The 17,550-nt window shown below is 58.3% G+C and carries 15 protein-coding genes; 6 read left to right on the top strand and 9 right to left on the bottom strand.

The genetic code is table 11. The features are described from left to right. The first annotated feature begins 1 nt into the window (after window position 1). Genes WCX72_RS12490 through WCX72_RS12480 form a run of 3 tightly spaced genes read left to right on the top strand, consistent with a single transcriptional unit; the run spans window position 2 to window position 6,232 of the window. Window positions 2–928, top strand: coding sequence for a cytochrome-c peroxidase (locus WCX72_RS12490; RefSeq protein WP_345970065.1), 927 nt, complete (start codon window positions 2–4; stop codon window positions 926–928). Next, window positions 925–3,039, top strand: coding sequence for an EAL domain-containing protein (locus tag WCX72_RS12485; protein WP_345970063.1), 2,115 nt, complete (start codon window positions 925–927; stop codon window positions 3,037–3,039). Before WCX72_RS12490 ends, WCX72_RS12485 begins: the two co-directional genes overlap by 4 nt. A 1-nt stretch (window position 3,040) precedes the next feature. Next, window positions 3,041–6,232, top strand: a complete 3,192-nt coding sequence (locus WCX72_RS12480; RefSeq protein ID WP_345970062.1) for an NAD-glutamate dehydrogenase domain-containing protein — start codon at window positions 3,041–3,043, stop codon at window positions 6,230–6,232. 3 nt (window positions 6,233–6,235) lie between these two features. Here WCX72_RS12480 and WCX72_RS12475 read toward each other — a convergent pair whose 3' ends face one another. Both WCX72_RS12475 and gltX read right to left on the bottom strand, forming a co-directional pair. Next, window positions 6,236–7,516, bottom strand: a complete 1,281-nt coding sequence (locus tag WCX72_RS12475; RefSeq protein ID WP_345970061.1) for a malic enzyme-like NAD(P)-binding protein — start codon at window positions 7,514–7,516, stop codon at window positions 6,236–6,238. A gap of 11 nt (window positions 7,517–7,527) precedes the next feature. Next, entirely contained in the window at window positions 7,528–8,916 is a 1,389-nt protein-coding gene (gene gltX, locus WCX72_RS12470) for a glutamate--tRNA ligase (RefSeq protein WP_345971567.1), read from the bottom strand. A 203-nt stretch (window positions 8,917–9,119) separates the two neighbouring features. Between gltX and WCX72_RS12465 the strand changes: the two genes are divergently transcribed. Further along, window positions 9,120–9,962 (top strand): peptidylprolyl isomerase, encoded by an 843-nt coding sequence (locus WCX72_RS12465; RefSeq protein ID WP_231019411.1) that lies wholly within the window; start codon window positions 9,120–9,122, stop codon window positions 9,960–9,962. Window positions 9,963–9,964: 2 nt separating this feature from the next. On the opposite strand, the gene WCX72_RS12460 is transcribed toward WCX72_RS12465, so the two are convergent. The 6 genes from WCX72_RS12460 to accB all read right to left on the bottom strand — a co-directional run bounded on the left by WCX72_RS12460 (window position 9,965) and on the right by accB (window position 16,072). Then, window positions 9,965–10,450: a spore coat U domain-containing protein gene (locus WCX72_RS12460; RefSeq protein WP_231019410.1), complete on the bottom strand. Its 486-nt coding sequence runs from the start codon at window positions 10,448–10,450 to the stop codon at window positions 9,965–9,967. Further along, window positions 10,432–12,726 carry a fimbria/pilus outer membrane usher protein gene (locus WCX72_RS12455; RefSeq protein WP_345970060.1) on the bottom strand — a complete coding sequence of 765 codons (2,295 nt, stop codon included), beginning with the start codon at window positions 12,724–12,726 and terminating at the stop codon, window positions 10,432–10,434. Before WCX72_RS12455 ends, WCX72_RS12460 begins: the two co-directional genes overlap by 19 nt. After that, complete coding sequence (locus WCX72_RS12450; RefSeq protein WP_345970059.1) at window positions 12,710–13,399, bottom strand: fimbria/pilus periplasmic chaperone; 690 nt, start codon at window positions 13,397–13,399, stop codon at window positions 12,710–12,712. Before WCX72_RS12450 ends, WCX72_RS12455 begins: the two co-directional genes overlap by 17 nt. A gap of 21 nt (window positions 13,400–13,420) precedes the next feature. Next, on the bottom strand, window positions 13,421–13,915 hold the full coding sequence (locus WCX72_RS12445) for a spore coat U domain-containing protein (protein ID WP_345970057.1): 495 nt from the start codon (window positions 13,913–13,915) through the stop codon (window positions 13,421–13,423). Window positions 13,916–14,279: 364 nt separating this feature from the next. Beyond that, entirely contained in the window at window positions 14,280–15,620 is a 1,341-nt protein-coding gene (locus tag WCX72_RS12440) for an acetyl-CoA carboxylase biotin carboxylase subunit (protein ID WP_345970056.1), read from the bottom strand. Next, window positions 15,620–16,072, bottom strand: a complete 453-nt coding sequence (gene accB / locus WCX72_RS12435) for an acetyl-CoA carboxylase biotin carboxyl carrier protein (protein ID WP_345970055.1) — start codon at window positions 16,070–16,072, stop codon at window positions 15,620–15,622. Before accB ends, WCX72_RS12440 begins: the two co-directional genes overlap by 1 nt. A 141-nt stretch (window positions 16,073–16,213) precedes the next feature. Between accB and dcd the strand changes: the two genes are divergently transcribed. Together dcd and WCX72_RS12425 are read left to right on the top strand one after the other, a co-directional pair. Next, window positions 16,214–16,774, top strand: coding sequence for a dCTP deaminase (gene dcd / locus WCX72_RS12430; protein ID WP_231019402.1), 561 nt, complete (start codon window positions 16,214–16,216; stop codon window positions 16,772–16,774). A gap of 61 nt (window positions 16,775–16,835) precedes the next feature. After that, window positions 16,836–17,072 (top strand): DUF465 domain-containing protein, encoded by a 237-nt coding sequence (locus WCX72_RS12425; RefSeq protein WP_345970054.1) that lies wholly within the window; start codon window positions 16,836–16,838, stop codon window positions 17,070–17,072. Between the two features lie 37 nt (window positions 17,073–17,109). On the opposite strand, the gene arsC is transcribed toward WCX72_RS12425, so the two are convergent. After that, complete coding sequence (gene arsC, locus WCX72_RS12420) at window positions 17,110–17,466, bottom strand: arsenate reductase (glutaredoxin) (RefSeq protein WP_345970053.1); 357 nt, start codon at window positions 17,464–17,466, stop codon at window positions 17,110–17,112. Window positions 17,467–17,550: the final 84 nt, after the last annotated feature.

Genomic DNA, 17,550 nt, shown 5'->3' with positions numbered 1-17,550 from the left:
AATGAAATATTGGCTCGCAGTGATCGTATTATCGGCCTTTTCGTCCCTCGCGATGGGGCAGGAACCCATTAAGCCCCTCCCCAGGAGTGTGGTGTACGACCACGCCAAGGCGGCCCTGGGGCGGCAGCTCTTCAGCGACACCCTGCTCTCCAGTGACAAAACGGTCGCCTGCGCCACCTGCCACAGTTTCAATTATGGCGGTGCGGATCCCCGTCCGGTCTCCATCGGGGTCGGGGGGAAAACGGGCAGCGTCCAGTCACCGACCGTGTATAACGCCCGCTACAACTTCAAGCAGTTCTGGAACGGGCGCGCGGCATCGCTCATGGAGCAGGCCAGCGGCCCGATCCACAACCCTGTCGAGATGGGCATGGAGAGCACCACGATTGCGCAGCGCCTCAATGCGGACCCCGATTATGTCAAAGCCTTTGCCGCCGTTTACGGCGAAGGGGAGATCACCTATGAGCAGGCGATCGAGGCGATCGTGGAGTTTGAAAAGGCGCTGGTGACGCCCGACAGCCCTTTCGACCGCTTCTTGCGGGGGGAGACAACCCTTTCCCCGCTGGAGCTGGAGGGGTATCAGCGGTTCAAGGCCTACGGCTGCATCACCTGCCATAACGGGATCAACATCGGGGGGAACTCTTTCCAGAAGATGGGCCTCTTTGTCCCCTATGAGCATGACGAAGCGGCGCCGGACCTGCATGCCGTGACGAATCAACGCCGCCACATGAACGTTTACAAGGTCCCGACCCTGCGCAACATCGCCTTGACGGCTCCCTATTTCCACGATGCCTCCTCCAAGACCCTGACCGACGCAGTTCAGAAGATGAGCTACCATAACCTGGGGGTCGAATTGAGCGATAAGGACGTCAGGGCAATCGTGGCGTTCCTTAAAACGCTGACCGGCGAGCGTCCGGAAGTGCTCCGATGAGCGCACGGCTCCGGCAGATCGGCTGGAAGCCCTTCCTGGCGCTGGCGGCCGGGGTAGGGTCGTTTTCGCTCCTGCTCTATTTTTACCTGTCGCAGCGCCATGTCGAGTACAACTTCCGGGAGGTCCGCGGCCATTTCCATACGATCGACCGAAACTACCACCGCCTCAACTACGAGATCCTGCGCAGTTCGCTCTTTGCCTACTCCAACCAGGACGAAATCACGGGCGATCTCAATACGCTGAAGGATGAATACGAGGCGCTGCGGAAGAACGCGTTTCTTGAGCGCAGTGCCTACGGGCGGAGCCACCGCTCCCTGGTGCGCCTCGGCGAATCGCTGCACCGGTACGAGTCGATGCTCGACGATTTCATGATGCTCAACGCGGGGATCAAGAACTCCTTTGTCTACATCACATCGCTCTCGGCGGAGAAGGTGAAGATGTTCGAAAACGATCCCGTGACCTATGCCCGGATCCTCTCCGTCATCGCGGAGGTCTCCCAGGCCCGGATCCTTTTCGACGCCACCTTCCTGAGCAACCTCAACCGGGAGGTGGAGCCGCTGGAAGCGCTCTCCGGCATGTCAAAGGCGCAGGCAGCCCTGATCCGGAGTTTCATACTGCACGTGCATTACATCGCCGCAAACTACCCGGGATTCGTGCAGAACGTGAACCGGATCGAGACCTTCAACCTCGATCAGCGGATCGTGGAGCTGGAAACGAACTTCCTCGATGAGGCGAAACGGGATTACGAGATGCTCGACCGTTTCGTCGTCATTCTGGCGGCGCTCTTCCTGACGGCCCTGGTCCTGGTCATGGGCCTGCTGATCCGCGCCGGGAACGAGAACCGCCATTTGCGGGAACTCGAGGGGGAGCTGCGCCATGCGATCAGTCATGACCAGCTGACCGAGCTGCTCAGCCGCAGCCGTTTCGAACAGCTCCAGGAGCAGTTTGAATCCCCTTACCTTCTGCTGCTCAACCTGGACCGTTTCAAGCACGTCAACGACTTTTACGGCAGCGCCGCCGGCAATGCGATCCTCAAAGAGATCGCCCTGCTGATCCGCCAGCCGGTCCTTGAGCCCTTCCACCCCTACTACTTCCGTCTGGGAGGGGATGAATTCGGCGTAGTGCTCCAGGGGATAGATGCCGATCGCGCGCGGCAGATGGGCCGCATGCTGAAAAAAAGCATCGAAGGCTACACCTTTTTCGTGGACGATATCGAGGTCTACCTGACCGTTTCCGTCGCGGTTAACGGCGTGGCGCCGCTGCTGGAGAATGCGGACCTGATCCTCAAGTACGACAAAGCGCGCCACAGCGAGGGTGTGCTGTTTTTCTCGGAGGAGCTGCACCTTAAAGAACAGGCAGCCAGGAACATCGCCACGGCCCATGAGCTCAAAAGAGCCCTTGACCGCGATGCCATCGTACCGTGGTTTCAGCCCATCGTGCAGCTGCAAAGCGGCGAGGTTGCCAAGTATGAAGCCCTGGTGCGGATGGTGGGGAGCGACGGCAGCGTCAGCGGCCCGGGGGTCTTCTTGGATACAGCGATGCAGACCCCCTACTACCGCCGGATCACCGAGGTGATGGTCCATAAGGTCTTCGAGGCGATGGAGGGGTACGATACCCGCTTCTCCATCAACCTTGGGATGCGCGACCTGGCTGACGAAAAGATGGTCTCCATGCTGCTCTCTTTGCTCGAGACCTATAAAGAGCGTGCCGGCCGCCTGGATATCGAACTGCTGGAGAGCGAAGAGCTTGACGACCTTGAAGCGGTCAAGACGTTCATCAAGAAGGTCAAAGCCTACGGCTGCCGGATCGCCATCGACGACTTCGGCATCGGGTACTCCAACTTCGCCTACCTGATGGAGCTGGATATCGATATCCTGAAGATCGACGGTTCGCTGATCACGAAGGTCGTCGACGACGAGATGACCCAGCGTACGGTCAAGACCATCGTCCGTTTCGCCAAGCAGCTCGGATTCGAGATCGTCGCGGAATTCGTCGAGAATGAGGAGACCATCGCCGTGCTGCGCAAGATGGGCGTCGGGTACGGACAGGGGTACTATTTCGGGCGTCCGGCAGCGGCGCCGGAAGAGTCGATATCTATTGCAAGGAGTTAATATGAGCCCGGAAAGCCAGCTCGGCGCGGTCTGTTCGCAGCTGCTAAATCCCCAGGACCTGGAGATCGGAGAGGAGCTGCTGACGGCGCTGCGGCAGACGTCTATCGTCACCCAGATCACGCTTGCCGAAGGAAAGGCCGCCGTCCGGCTCTATTCCCGGGAGCAGCTGCTGCTCTCCGACATTACGCCGATCCTGCATGACTTCGCCTTCGTGGTGGTGGATGAAGTGACCTACACGGTTGAACCGGAGGAAAAACCGGTCCATGTCTGCCGCTTTAATCTGCAGGTGGACGATACGGAGGCCTTCTCCCGGGCCAAAACGAATATCGAGTCGGTGATCACCGACTCGCTGCTGGGGCGGACGTTCAGCAGTTGCCGGATCTATTCGCTGGTCTACAAGCAGAACCTGAGCCTGCGCCAGGTGACGCTGCTGCGGGCCTTTATCGAGTACATCAACCAGGCGGTGCCGTCGATCAACTTTGACACGATTTTGCATACGGTGACCCGGCACGATGAACTGTCAGCCATGCTGCTGCACTATTTCGCTGCGCGCTTCAACCCGGAGCTGAAAGCGCGGGCCCAGAAAAGCACGGAGATAGAGGGGATCGTCGCGGAGGCGATCAAGGCGGTCCCCGACATCATGGACGACCGGATCCTCAAACTGCTCTTTGCGATGCTCGGCGCCATGAGCCGGACCAACTACTACCTGGAGCGCGAGGCGATCGCGTTCAAGCTCGATATGACGAAGTTCGCCGAGCATCTGCGCGGGATCCAGCCGCGCATCGAAGCCTTCGTCTACCACAAGGATTTTAGAGGCCTTCACCTGCGCATGGGCAGGATCAGCCGCGGGGGGCTGCGCTGGAGCGAGCGCTACGACGACTACCGCACCGAGGTGCGCTCCTTGATGGTGACCCAGGAGGGCAAAAACGCGATCATCATCCCCGACGGGGCGAAGGGCGGCTTCGTCATCGACCGGCCGCGCAGCGAGATCACGAAGGAGCTCTTCACGGCCATTTACAGCGCCTTTATCGAGAACCTGCTGGACCTGGTCGACAACGTCGAAAACGGCGAGACCGTGCATGACAGCCGTATCGTGGCCTATGACGGGGAGGACAGCTACTTCGTCGTCGCGGCGGACAAGGGGACGGCGGCAATGAGCGACACGGCCAATGCCATCGCATTGAAACGGGGTTTCTGGCTCGGGGACGCCTTCGCCAGCGGCGGCAGCAACGGATACGACCACAAAGCGATCGGCATCACGGCCAAAGGGGCGATGCGTTCGACGCAGCGCTTCTTCCTTGAACGCGGCATCGACCTTTATAACGATCCCATCAGCGTCGTCGGCATCGGGTCGATGAACGGCGATGTTTTCGGGAACGGGGTGCTGCTCTCCCGGGCGTTCAAACTGCTCGGCGCGATCTCCCACCGGGAGATTTTCGTCGACCCCAACCCCTCGCCGCAGGAGGCGTTCGAGGAGCGTAAGCGGCTCTTTGCCGCCAAAGACGGCAGCTGGGGGGCGTACAAGAAGGAGCTGATCTCCAGCGGCGGCGGGGTCTGGGAACGCAGCGAGAAGGCGATCGCGCTCAGCGACGAGATCCGGCGGATGCTCCAGACCCAGGCACGCTACATGAGCGGGGAGGAGCTGGCCCGGGCGCTGCTGTGCATGAAAGTCGATCTGCTCTTTAACGGCGGGGTCGGTACCTACGTGAAGCACTCGGAGGAGAGCGACCTGGAGCTGGGGGACAAGCAGAACGAATCGGTGCGGGTCAATGCCGCGCAGCTGCGCTGTTTCGCCGTCTGCGAAGGGGGGAACCTCGGGTTTACCCAGCGCGCCCGCATCGAATACGCCCTGGGCGGCGGGAAGATCAACCTCGACGGCATCGACAACGCCGGCGGGGTCGACACCTCCGACCACGAGGTCAATATCAAGATCCTGCTGGAGTCGCTGAGCCGAAAAGGACTGCTGGACCAGCAGAGCCGCGCGGAAGTACTCGGGCGCCACAGCGAGCAGGTGGAGAACAGCGTACTCTGGAGCTGCTACCGCCAGGCGCTGACGATCTCGCGCGACGAGCAGCTGAGCCGGATGTACCTGGAGGATTTCCAGGAGGCCATCGACGTGATCGCCGAGGAGAACCCGGTCTTCAACCGCCGTGACTTCTATATTCCGAAAAAAGAGAATATTTTCGAAGTGCTCTCCGCGGAGGACGGGGGGATCGTACGTCCGATCCTCGGCTCGCTGCTCTCCTACGCGAAGATCTTCATCAAGCAGCTGATCATCGACACGCCGCTGATCGACGAGCAGTTCGCCCAGCGCTTTTTATACAAATATTTCCCCAAGGCCTTTGTCAGCGCCTACGAAGAGGAGATCCGCCACCACCCGCTGCGCCCCCAGATCATCGCGACGATGATCGCCGATATGGTGATCAACGACCAGGGCGTCTCTTTCGTGCGGGATTACCGGCGGCTGGGGAAGGCGCGCTTCCTGATGAAAATCCGCGCCTACCTGATCTGCAACGCCCTCTTCGGGGCGAACGACATCCGCCATACGATCTTCCGTTCGGATTATACGATGCCGGTGCGCCAGCAGTACGCCCTGCTGGACCAGATCGAGCACGTGCTCAATTTTGCCACGCGCTGGATGGTCAAATACGTCGACGTCGAATCGATCGACAGCCTCCACTTCATCGAGCACAAAGAGGAGCTCTTCGAGATGCTCTCGAAGATCAAACCGAAGCAGCCGCGGATGCTGATCGAAGGGGACGATACCTTCAACCGCTTCTTCGATGTGCTGGAGTATCTGCGCTTCGCGGTCGCGGTCATCATTACCAAAGAGCAGAGCAAACACTCTTTCAGCGACGTCGCAACGCTCTTCTACCTTGTCATCGAGCGTTTCGCGATTCTGCGGATCATCAATATCCTCAACGCGTTTGACCTCAAAGACGAACGGGATCTCAATCTGCGGCGGCAGCTGCTGCAGTTCGTGGAGTACATCGCCGTCCACTATACGAACCGGATTCTGGCCTTTCAGCGCATCAACGAACCGCCGATGGAGGCGTTCGAGAATTTCCTGGCCAACGACCAGGAAGCGTTCGCCGATATCCTCGAGTCGATCACGGCGCTGGAGGCGAATCCGAAGCCTTCGCTCCGGGACGTTACCCTCCTGGTCAATCTGCTGATGACCTCGGTGATCTAGCGCCTATTCGGGCTGGCAGTCGACGCAGATGCGCTCGGCGAGCGCCTTGCGGTAGGCCTCGATATCGAAGTCTGCCGCGCGGGCGACGCCCGTATGGATCGCCGCCGCGGCGACGGCGCTGGAGATTTCGACGATCAGGCGTTTGTCGAAGGGTTTGGGGATGAGGTAGTCGCGGCCGAAGGCGAGTTCGGTGCCGTAGAGTTCGTTCAGGTAGGCGGGGACCTCCGTGCGGGCCAGGCGGGCCAGGGCCTCGGCGGCGGCGATCTTCATCTCCGTATTGATCGCTTTGGCGCGTACGTCGACGGCCCCGCGGAAGATAAAGGGGAAGCCCAGGACGTTGTTGACCTGATTGGGAAAGTCGCTGCGCCCGGTGGCGACGATGGCGTCGGGACGGGCCTCGCGGACCAGCTCCGGCATGATCTCCGGGGTGGGGTTGGCGAGGGTAAAGACCACCGGATTGTCGGCCATGCGCATGACGTCTTCGGTGGTGAAGGTGCCCGGGCGCGAAAGGCCGACGACGACGTGGGCCCCGTCGAAGGCGTCGCTTTGGCTGACGGGGACTTTGATGGCGAACTCCGTTTTGTAGACATTGAGGTCGCTGCGCCCCGTATGCACGACGCCCTTGGAGTCGATCAGGATGATGTTCTCCACGCCCAGGTAGCGGTAGAGGCGGGCGCAGCTGATGGCGGCGGCCCCGGCCCCGACGATGACGATACGCAGGCTTTTGATGTCGCGTCCCGTCAGGCGGCAGGCGTTCATGATGCCCGCGGCGCTGATGACGGCGGTCCCGTGCTGGTCGTCGTGCATCACGGGGATGTCGAGGCGGGCGGCAAGGCGTTTTTCGATCTCGAAACACTCAGGCGCCTTGATATCCTCGAGGTTGATCCCCCCGAAGGTGGGGGCGATCGCCTCGACGACGCTGCAGAAGCGCTCAATATCTTTCGTATCGACTTCGATGTCGAAGGCGTCGAGGTCGCTGAACTTCTTGAAGAGGACCGCTTTGCCCTCCATGACAGGCTTGGAGGCCTGCGCGCCGATATCGCCCAGACCGAGGACCGCGGTACCGTTGGAGACGACCCCGATCAGGTTCGCCTTGGCCGTATAGCGGTAGGCATCCTCGGGATTCTTTTCGATGGCGAGACAGGGGACGGCGACCCCGGGCGTGTAGGCCAGGGAGAGGTCGTGCTGGCTTTTAAAGGATTTCGTCACGCCGATGGCGAGTTTGCCGGGGGTGGGTTCGGCGTGGTAGGCGAGGGCCTCTTCGTTGGTAAGAGGGGTGGCCATGGTAGCTCCCTTTAGTTGAGTTTGGCGGTCAGTCCGGCGATGCGGGTGAGCGTCTCTTCGCGGCCGATGGACGCCATGATGGTGTCGACACCGGGGCCGGAGAGTTTGCCCATCAGCGCCAGGCGCAGCGGCATCCCGATCTTGCCGAAGCCGATCTCCATCTCGGAAACGACCGTTTCCATCAAGGCGTGGTAATCGGTCGGGAGGTGAAGTTCGGACGTGGCTTCGACTTTGGCGGCAAAGGCTTCCAGGACGGCTTTCGAGTCGGGCTTGACCGCTTTCTTGAAGGCTTTTTCGTCGTAGGCCGTCGGTGCGGTCAGGACCTCTTTGACCATTTCAGCGAGTTCGACCAGGGTCTTGGCGCGCTCTTTGAGCGCGTCGAGCAGGATCTCTTTTTTGTCATGGGCCTTCAGATCGACGCCGAAGGGGAGCAGCTCGTGGGCCAGCGCATCATTGGCGAGGTTCTTGATGTAGTGGGCGTTGAGCCAGTCGAGTTTCTCGGTGTTGTAGATGGAGGCCGACTTGTTGATCGTATTCGGATCGAAGAGTTTTTTCATCTCCTCCATAGAGAAGATCTCCTGGTCGCCGTGGCTCCACCCCAGGCGCACAAGGAAGTTGAGCAGGGCTTCAGGCCGGTAGCCGAGGCGTTTGTACTCCATCACGTCCGTTGCGCCGTCGCGCTTGGAGAGTTTCTTGCCTTCGCTGTTGTGGATCATCGGGACATGGTAGAAGGCGGGGGCTTTGAAGCCCAGGGCTTCGTAGACGACGAGCTGTTTGGGCGTATTGGAGAAGTGGTCGTCCCCGCGGATGACCTCGTTGATGCCCATGAGCGCGTCGTCGACGGCGACGACGAAGTTGTAGGTAGGCGATCCGTCGGCGCGGGCGATGATGAAGTCGTCGAGGATGTCGTCGACGTTGAAGGTAACCTCGCCCTTGATGCCGTCATAGACGGTGATAGTCCCTTCCGTCGGGGCCTTGATACGGATGACGGGATCGACGCCTTCGGGCGGTGTGCCGGTAAAGTCGCGGTATCGTCCGTCATAGCGAGGGCGTTCCTTGCGTGCCTGCTGTGCTTCGCGCAGGGCGTCAAGTTCCTCTTTGCTCATGTAGCATTTGTAGGCCTTGCCCTCCTGGAGGAGCTGCTCGATATACATCTGGTAGACACCCATACGCTGGGACTGGTAGAGGATCTCGCCGTCATGTTCGAGGCCGATCCATTCGAAAGCATCGACGATCGCCTGGGCCGCAGCCTCGTTGTTGCGGCTTTGGTCGGTGTCCTCGATGCGCAGAACGAATTTCCCGCCGTTGCGGCGGGCCCAGAGCCAGGAGAAGAGCGCGGTACGCAGCCCCCCGATATGCAGGTATCCGGTCGGACTGGGGGCGAAGCGGGTGACAACCATGGTAAGCAAGCCTTTTTTTGGCGCCATTATAACTCATTACGGTTTGGAGGTAGGAAAAGCGTGGAACCTTGAGGGCTTTCACGGCTTTTTGCGATCGGCCGGAGTGATGCGGGAAGAGGGGGCATCCGCAGCGACATCAGAGCCCCAAGAGCGTCCATTCAACAAAAACGGGTAAAATGGTGCCTTTCAATCAGGAGATCTCTTTGCAAAAAACAGTACTGCTTTTCATACTTTTTACCGTAGCGTTATATGCACGGATGGTCGACGGTGTCGCCATCCTCGTCAAGGAGGAACCGATCACCCTCTACGCCATCACGCAGAAGATGCAGGAGGGCGGGATGACGCAGGCACAGGCCGTCGATGCCCTGATCCGTGAGAAGCTGGAAAGCCAGGAGATCGCGCAGCGTGATCTCAGCGTCAGCGAGACGGAGCTGCAGGAGCGGATCAAGCAGATCGCAGGGCAGAACAACATGACGACGGCGCAGCTCTTTGACGCGGTCTGGAAGAGTGAACATCTCAGCCGCAGTGCGTTCGAAGCGAAGCTCAAACAGTCGATGCTGACCCAGAAGCTCTACAGCGCCGTCGCGATGGCGAATATGGAGGAGCCGGGTGACGAGGAGATGCGCGAATATTACCGCCTGCACTCGGAGAAATTCTCCCACCCCGAAACCTTTGACGTCACGGTCTACCACGCGTCGGCGCAGGGGGCGTTGAAGCGCAAGATGGACAACCCGATGCTGATGCTTCCCGAGGTAACGATGCAGGAGGCTTCACTGCCTTATGCCAAGATCGAGCCGCAGCTCGCCGCCCTGCTGATCAAAACGGAGATCGGCGCGTACACACCGATGCTTTCCGACCCGAAAGGGGGGTTCGTTTCATTTTATATCCGCAACAAAAGTCTCCCGGTCATGCAGCCGTTTGAGACGGTGAAGATGCAGGTGCAAGAGGAGATGATGGCCGATGCACGGGAACAGACGCTCAAAGACTATTTCAACCGTGCCCGCCTGAACGCCGAGATCACCGTTATCCGCCTGCCGAATCCCTGAGGCTAATATTCGACCGTGACGGTAATGACGTCCTGGTACGTGCCGACACCGGCATCCTGCCCGGCAGGAATGCGCGCGTACATGGTGTAATTTTTTGTGGCGGGTGCGAGAAGTTTTGCGAAAAATTTGTCGCTGACGACTTCCGTACCGCTATTTCCATCTCCCCAGACCAAAGCATAGTTACTGCTCGTATAGATATTGTAGGCGAGGGTCTCCGCGGCGTCGTTCTGCATCGTTCTTGCGCTGTAGCTGTTGCTGCTGCCCGTTGAGAGCAGCAGCGTTGCCTGGACGCGGTCGTTGAGTTTGAGCGTCGTACACTGTATCGTGATCGTCCCGGTCGTTGTGACGCTGGCGAGGTCGAAGGGGTTGTACGATCCGAACGCCAATCCCGTCGAGCTCACGGAACAGGTGGCGGCCGCGGCAGAGGTCGTCAATACGAGGGCGGCCGCGATGATGGGTCCAAGCGGGTTCAGTTGTCTTCGTCGCATGTGAATTCTCCAAGATTAGATAGTAGCGTATTTGGCAGGGCCCCGTCAAAACGGAAGCGCAGCCGGCAGGGTTCCTGTTCGCTTGTGATGCGAAGCGTGTGCTCCCCCCTCGGGAGCGATTCAAAATAGATCAGACCCGCCTGGCCGACGATGCCTGTCGCACCGTCGTCAAGCACCCACTCGGAACCGACGGGAACTGCCTTGCCCCCGGCGCGGAAGAGATGCAGGATGACCGACTCCACTTTTTTGACGTCGAAAGCGTAGCTGACACCGCTGTGCAGATAGGGGGTAAGGTGGATCTCGTTTCTGCCCAGGCTGTAATCAAAGGGGATGTCGCGGGGGTCGACGGTGATTTTGTTGCGCTGATAAGGCAGCAGCGACGGGATGAAGAGGTAACCGTCCTCGTCGGTCTCTCCGACCAGAAGGTTGCGGTAATAGACGCGGACACCTTTGACACTGCCCACGTTGACCGCACCGAATGCCGCGTCGGTCGACCGGTTGAAATGCAGATGCCCCTCCATGTAGGAGAAAGAGCCCTCTGCACTTGCCCTGTACGCTGTCTTGTTGTTGACCGAAGCGACGCCGGCCCCGAAACGCGCATAGCGATTTTGATAGCTGCCGCGCGCCTCCCCGTACCACGGATGCTCATAGGCGGTGTTGCGCGCAGCGCTCAGGGTATAGCCGAACCCATCGGACGTCGGCAGGTTCTGCTGCAGACTTACCCGGACCTCCGAACTCTCTTTGGAGACGAAGTCCGTATTGGAGAGGGTGGTGCGCTCTCCCAGCGGCAGGCTTAAAAGGAGCTGTCCGCTGGTGTCGGCATGGGGCGCGATCGTATGCGACACCATCAGGTTTAAAAAGAGGCGCCGATAGAGGGTTTTCGAATAGCTGAGTGACGCGGTTTCCGACGCGGGCTCGGCGCTGTATTTCTGGTAGACATAGCTTGCGGAGAAGCTTCCCAAAGCGGGGGTGTTGTAGCCGGCGAACAGAAGGGTCTGCTGTCGGAGTGCATTCCCGAGAATGCCCGGCTGGAGAAAGGCCTCCGTTGCCCATTGCGACTGTGCCGAGAAGGAGTAGCGCTGTGTGCGGCGGCTGATGCCGGTTTTGGCCAAATACCCTTTTTGGCCCTCGTCGATCGACGCGGCGACCGTGGCGTCAATCGTGAACGCATCAAAGAGCAGATAGCTCGCACCCGCTCCCATGCGGCCGGCCCGTTCGTTGAAGGTCAGACCGTTCACCTCCGTCGTCAGACGGTCCGTCATTCCGAAGCGGTAGCTTCCGCTGGTGACGAAGTCGCGGTAGTCGAAATCTTTGATGCCGTAGTTGTAGCGCAGGTACCCGGCTTCGAAGGCGTAGTCGCTCAGCCCTTTGCGCAGCAGCCTCGTGTCGCTGTAGAAGGGAATGGTCATACTCCGCTGCACCCCGGTAATGTCTTTGAGCACGACGGTCAGCTCCCCCTGGCCGTTGATCGTCGGCAGGGCCGTGATCTCAAACGGACCGGGCGTGACGTTCTCTTGGAAGATCTTGTTCCCGTTGACGTAGGCGTCGACAGCGGAGGGGAGGCTGGCCGAGGAGGTGTAGCTTGGCAGCGGCATCGTCAGCATGTCGGGGCGTGTTGAAAAGTTCCGCGCGAGCTGGATCCCGCCTATCCGGAGACCGCCGGACCACTCCGTACGCGCACCGATGACGTCGCCGACCCGGAGCGACTGAATGGTTTCGGGAAGGTCCAGGACATATAGCGTATCGAGGCGTACCCCTTTCTCCTCCGTATCGCTGCCGAAATAGGAGTAGCCGCTGCTCAGGACCCCGTAGGGGGAAAAGAGATGGGCGTCGGCGCTGCTGCTGTAGCTGTAGATGTCGGATTCGCGCTGATAAAAGAGATTGTAGTTCGTATAGAATCCCGTTGAAGACATGACGTCCGGCAGCTGTTCATGCTCGCCGGACAGGGTCTGCGTTTTGAGCAGCTGCGTCGGGAGCGTCACAAAGGCACGCATGCCTTGTTCGTCAAGGCGGGTATGTCCACCCTCAAGGGTATCGACGGCAAGACAGGAAACACCGTCAACCGTGCGGACGTTTTTTGGGGGAAGCGACGAGGATGAGAGCTCCGGGAAGGACTCCATCGGGAGGCAAAGCCCCCCGGCGGACTGAAACAGGATGACGTTCCCGTGCAACACGCCGTTGAGTTCGATGTCCATGATGGTCCGGTGGTAGTCGGACTGGGCCAGCAGAAGCGCGTGAAAAAAGAGGAGTGGAAGCGGTCTAGATAGCCAGTTCAATCCGCTGCCCGTCTTCTAGGAAAATGTGCAGCGCTGATGGGGTGAACCCCGGATCGAGCGTAAAGTTGAAGGAGGCCTTGCTGCCGGGGAGCAGATATTTTGCCGGTTCAACCTGCACGCCGTGCTCCCCGTCTGCTGTCACAAGATAGAGCTTGCTGATTCGGACAAAATGCGATGAGTCGTTGCGAAGCCAGCAGTTGAACGTTGTCGGTGATTTCTCGATGGTGTCTAGGGTGAGGAGCGTTTCCGTCGAAGCGGCGGTCGTGATAAAGACGGGGATGGCAACGCGAAAAAGCATATGCAGCCCTCCCGTTTCTTCGGCGTGCTTCGCGGGAAGTTCGCTGATAAAGAGGCGGTAGGCCGATTGCGCTTTCTTCCCGGTGGGCGAGAGATCGGTAATGCGTACCGTCTGGGATGCCTTCCCCTCCAGTGTAAAGAGCAGGGGCACCGCCAGCAGGGAGGCGTCTTTGTCGTAGCGGTCGCTGCCGTTGGCATCCTGGGTCCAGCGCATCGTTTCTACTTCGAAAGAGCGCTTCTCCTCGGATTGGTTCGTGACCTTGACCGTTGCCACCGGTGTCTCCGGATCAAGATAAACTCGTATGGGGTAGACCTGGAAGCCTGCCCACAGGCTGGTATAGCCGATCAGCAATGCTGCAAGCAACGCTCTACTCACTCTCGCCCACTCCTTGATGATTTAGTAACTGACGGTAATAGTCACCGTGTCGGTGTAGCTGTCCGGCAGGACATCCTGGCTAGAAGGAATATTGCCATAAACTGTTTGAGTGATGTCTGATGCGAACCCGGTGGCGGTGCCGGTGACGGTGTTCGTCGCATCCCATACCTGTGAGTGCGCAGCGTCCTGATAAAGCTCATACGCCAACGTGTCGGTGTTGGTCGCCGAGCCGCTCATGGTTCTGTCGGAGTTGCCACCCGCATCCAGTGCGAGTGTGTAGTCTGTATTTTTTGTACAGCGGATATTGAACGTCGATTCGGCGCTCAGTCCTGAACCTGCATTGGGATCGTAATCACCGAAGCTGAGATCGTTGACACTGTTAAAGTTGCACACGGCGGGTACGTTCGCCGAGACGATAAATGAGTTGGTCTTAGAAGCGGCCAAAACATTGGTGGACCCTGCCAGCAGAAGCAGTGCAGAGAAACTAAGAAGGGTTGTACTCGGTTTCGTTTTCATGTAAATTTCCTGATGCGAAATATAAGTATCATTATAGTACAATATAAGAGTTTCTAATATTAATTAGAAAAAGATTCTATTTAGTTTAAAAATGTTTTTATAAAATAAAAGCTTAATTTTTATGGCTTTATTCCTATTTTTCGGCATAAAAGTTGTGATAAAACTGTTATATTACATTCGCTATCCGGAAATCTCTCCTCGCGAACCTGAAATTGCTATCACATTATTTTCGATTTTTACGAAATTTCTTGGAAAAGGGAGAGGGTTGTCGGGAGTGCAAACGGCCTGCGATACTATGCTTCTATATAGAGAGCCAAAAGAAGCAGCGTGTGAGGTTTTTAAAGGGAGTGTCGGGGTGACAGTGTCACCCCTTGTAGTTCTCGAGGTACTTCGTATCGAAGTTGTTGGAGATGAAGTCGTCGTTCTCCATCATTTTGATATGGAAAGGGATCGTCGTGCGGATACCGTTGATGGTGAATTCACTGAGCGCCCGGTGCATCCGTTTGATCGCATGTTCGCGGTCACGGCCGTAAACGATCAGCTTCCCGATCATGGAGTCGTAGGTCGGCGGAACGATATAGCCCGCGTGGGCATGGGTATCGATACGTACGCCGATGCCGCCCGGGGCGATCCACTCCTGGATCTTGCCCGGGCTCGGGAGGAACTTGACCGGATCTTCCGCCGTGATGCGGCACTCGATCGCATGGCCTTTGAGCTTGATCTCTTCTTGTTTGGGGAGTGTCTCCCCCTCCGCGACACGGATCATCAGTTCGATGAGGTCAAGGCCGCTCACCTCTTCGGAGACAGTGTGCTCGACCTGCAGACGGGTGTTCATCTCCATGAAGTAGAAATCCAGGTTCGCATCGAGCAGGAACTCGAAGGTACCGGCGCCTTCGTAGTTGATGTACTCCGTGGCGCGGACAGCGGCGGCATGGAGGCGTTCGCGGACTTCCGGCGTCAGGACGACGGCCGGAGACTCTTCGATCAGCTTCTGGTGGCGGCGCTGCATGGAGCAGTCGCGTTCACCGATATGGAGGACATTACCATGGCTGTCCGCCATGATCTGCACCTCGATGTGGCGCGGGTTGAGGATGAACTTTTCCATATAGATCGTGCCGTCGCCGAACGCGGTGACCGCTTCGGACTCCGCCGCCAGGAAGGCGTTTTCAAGGTAGCTCTCATCCTCGACGACGCGCATCCCGCGTCCCCCGCCGCCCTGGGCGGCTTTGAGGATGACTGGGTAGCCGACTTCGCGGGCGCGTTTTTTCGCATCGTCGATATCGGTGATGGCGCCGTCGCTGCCCGGGACGACCGGGACGCCCGCGGCGATCATGACGTCTTTGGCTTTGGACTTGTCCGACATCAGCACCATGACTTCCGGGGTCGGCCCGATGAACTTGATGCCGTGGTGCGCACAGATTTCGACGAAGTGCTGGTTCTCGCTCAGAAAGCCGTAGCCGGGGAAGATGGCATCGCACCCGCTCACTTCCGCGGCGGAGATGATGGCGGGAATATGCAGATAGCTGGCGCTGCTCGGCGCTTCGCCGATGCAGATGGCGGCGTCTGCCAGTTCAAGGTAGGCGGCGCCTTTGTCCCCTTTGGAGTAGACGGCGACGGCCTCCTTGCCCATCTCTTTGATGGTACGGATGGCACGCAGGGCGATCTCGCCGCGGTTCGCGACCAGGATACGCTTGATCTCTGCCATTAGAGCTTCTCGACCACGAAGAGCGGCATATCGTATTCAACAGCCTGGCCGTCGGAGACGAGGACGTCAAGGACCTTGCAGTCGAATTCCGCCTCGAGCTCGTTCATGATCTTCATCGCTTCGAGGATGGCGATGACCTGGCCTTTTTTCACGGTGTCGCCGACTTTGACGAACGGGGCGGAATCCGGTGACGGCGCCGCATAGTAGGTACCGACCATCGGGGAGAGGATCTCGTCACCGCTGACAGAAGGGGCCGGCGCCGCAGCAGCTACCGGTGCGGCTGCGGGGGCAGCTGCCGGTGCTGCGACCGGTGCAGGGGCGGCGACCGGTGCCGCGACGGCTCCGATAACTTTTTCCAGTTCCATCTCGAATCCCTCTTTGGTGATCTTCAGTTTGGAAAGCCCGCTCTCGTCAAATTCCTGCATCAATGCCTTGATCTGTCTCATATCCATGTCAAAACGCTCCTGGGGGCCCCGGAAATGGGTGAAAACCCTTGGTTTTCCGCATCGGGGCCGCCTAAATTTTAATGCGATATAATAGCACAACTTAATTTAAGCCGCCCGGGAAACGCCCCGCGGCAGGGAAGGATTTTTATGGGACTGAAGGCGGACAGCTGGATCAGGGAACAGGCGCTTGAACACGCCATGATTACGCCTTTTTGCGAGGATCAGGTCGGCAAGGGCGTTGTCAGTTACGGTCTGAGCTCCTACGGGTATGATATCCGTGTCAGCGACGAGTTCAAGATCTTTACGAACCTCAATTCCACCGTGGTCGACCCGAAACATTTTGACGATGCCAACGTCGTGGATTTCAAAGGCGATATCTGTATCGTTCCGCCGAACTCTTTTGCGCTGGCGCGGACCGTGGAGTATTTCAAAATCCCCCGCGACGTGCTGGCGATCTGTCTGGGGAAATCCACCTATGCGCGCTGCGGGATTATTGTCAACGTTACTCCTTTCGAACCGGAATTCGAAGGCCATATTACGATTGAGATTTCCAACACTACGCCGCTGCCGGCGAAGATCTATGCCAACGAGGGGATTGCCCAGGTTCTTTTCCTTCAGGGGGACGAAATGTGCGAAACGAGTTACGGCGACAAAGGCGGCAAATACCAGGGTCAAGAGGGGATTACTTTACCCCGGATTTTACAGTAATACGCTATAGTGGTGTTTATGGGACGTGGAAGCGGCGTCCTAAAAAAGACGAGGACAACATATGCTGCACGAATACCGTGAAATCATCACCAAGATGAAGGAAGACGGAAGCGCCAATGCGCATTTTCTGAAAATTTTCGAGCGTCACAACGAGCTGGACGACCTGATTGAAAAGGGTGAGAGCGGCCAGATTCCGATGGATGACGTAGAGATCGAAAAGCTGAAAAAAGAGAAGCTGCTGCTCAAAGACGAGGCGTACGCCGAGATTATCAAGTATAAAAAAGAAAACGACCTCTAAATAGACATCCGGCCACCGTACGGCGGCCGATTTTCCCTTATGCTTTTACCAGATCAATGACTTTTTCCGGCGGACGGCCGATAACGGCTTTGCCATCCGTGATGACGACGGGACGTTCGATGAGCTTCGGATTTTCCGTCATCGCTTTGATCAGGGCGTCTTCATCGGTGACCTCTTTGAGACCCAGCTCCTTATAGACAGCCTCTTTCGTACGCATCAGGTCGCGGGCGCCGATGCCGAGCATTTTCAAAACACTACGGAGTTCCTTTTCGCTGGGGGTATCATCAAGGTATCGGATGATTTCCGGGGTGATCCCTTCGCCCTCCAACAGTTTCAGCGCCTCACGGGACTTGCCGCAGCGGGGGTTGTGCCAAATGGTCACTTTCGAACGCATCGATACTCCTTTTTTCCGAAATTGTAACGCTTTTCCGATTTGCTCCCCTTTGCATGAGGCGTGCCATGACATCAATCACAAAAA

The sequence above is a fragment of the Thiomicrolovo immobilis genome, from assembly GCF_039645955.1.
GTDB classification, from domain to species: domain Bacteria; phylum Campylobacterota; class Campylobacteria; order Campylobacterales; family Sulfurimonadaceae; genus Thiomicrolovo; species Thiomicrolovo diazotrophicus.
Note: the sequence above shows the minus strand (reverse complement) of the source record. Positions and strands in the feature narration are given on the sequence as shown.

What these genes read in the sequence shown, in the direction of transcription:
- WCX72_RS12490 (WP_345970065.1), top strand. Translation starts at nt 2, where the DNA reads ATGAAATATTGGCTCGCAGTGATCGTATTATCGGCCTTTTCGTCCCTC.
- WCX72_RS12485 (WP_345970063.1), top strand. Translation starts at nt 925, where the DNA reads ATGAGCGCACGGCTCCGGCAGATCGGCTGGAAGCCCTTCCTGGCGCTG.
- WCX72_RS12480 (WP_345970062.1), top strand. Translation starts at nt 3,041, where the DNA reads ATGAGCCCGGAAAGCCAGCTCGGCGCGGTCTGTTCGCAGCTGCTAAAT.
- WCX72_RS12475 (WP_345970061.1), bottom strand. Translation starts at nt 7,516, where the DNA reads ATGGCCACCCCTCTTACCAACGAAGAGGCCCTCGCCTACCACGCCGAA.
- gltX (WP_345971567.1), bottom strand. Translation starts at nt 8,916, where the DNA reads ATGGTTGTCACCCGCTTCGCCCCCAGTCCGACCGGATACCTGCATATC.
- WCX72_RS12460 (WP_231019410.1), bottom strand. Translation starts at nt 10,450, where the DNA reads ATGCGACGAAGACAACTGAACCCGCTTGGACCCATCATCGCGGCCGCC.
- WCX72_RS12445 (WP_345970057.1), bottom strand. Translation starts at nt 13,915, where the DNA reads ATGAAAACGAAACCGAGTACAACCCTTCTTAGTTTCTCTGCACTGCTT.
- WCX72_RS12440 (WP_345970056.1), bottom strand. Translation starts at nt 15,620, where the DNA reads ATGGCAGAGATCAAGCGTATCCTGGTCGCGAACCGCGGCGAGATCGCC.
- accB (WP_345970055.1), bottom strand. Translation starts at nt 16,072, where the DNA reads ATGGATATGAGACAGATCAAGGCATTGATGCAGGAATTTGACGAGAGC.
- dcd (WP_231019402.1), top strand. Translation starts at nt 16,214, where the DNA reads ATGGGACTGAAGGCGGACAGCTGGATCAGGGAACAGGCGCTTGAACAC.
- WCX72_RS12425 (WP_345970054.1), top strand. Translation starts at nt 16,836, where the DNA reads ATGCTGCACGAATACCGTGAAATCATCACCAAGATGAAGGAAGACGGA.
- arsC (WP_345970053.1), bottom strand. Translation starts at nt 17,466, where the DNA reads ATGCGTTCGAAAGTGACCATTTGGCACAACCCCCGCTGCGGCAAGTCC.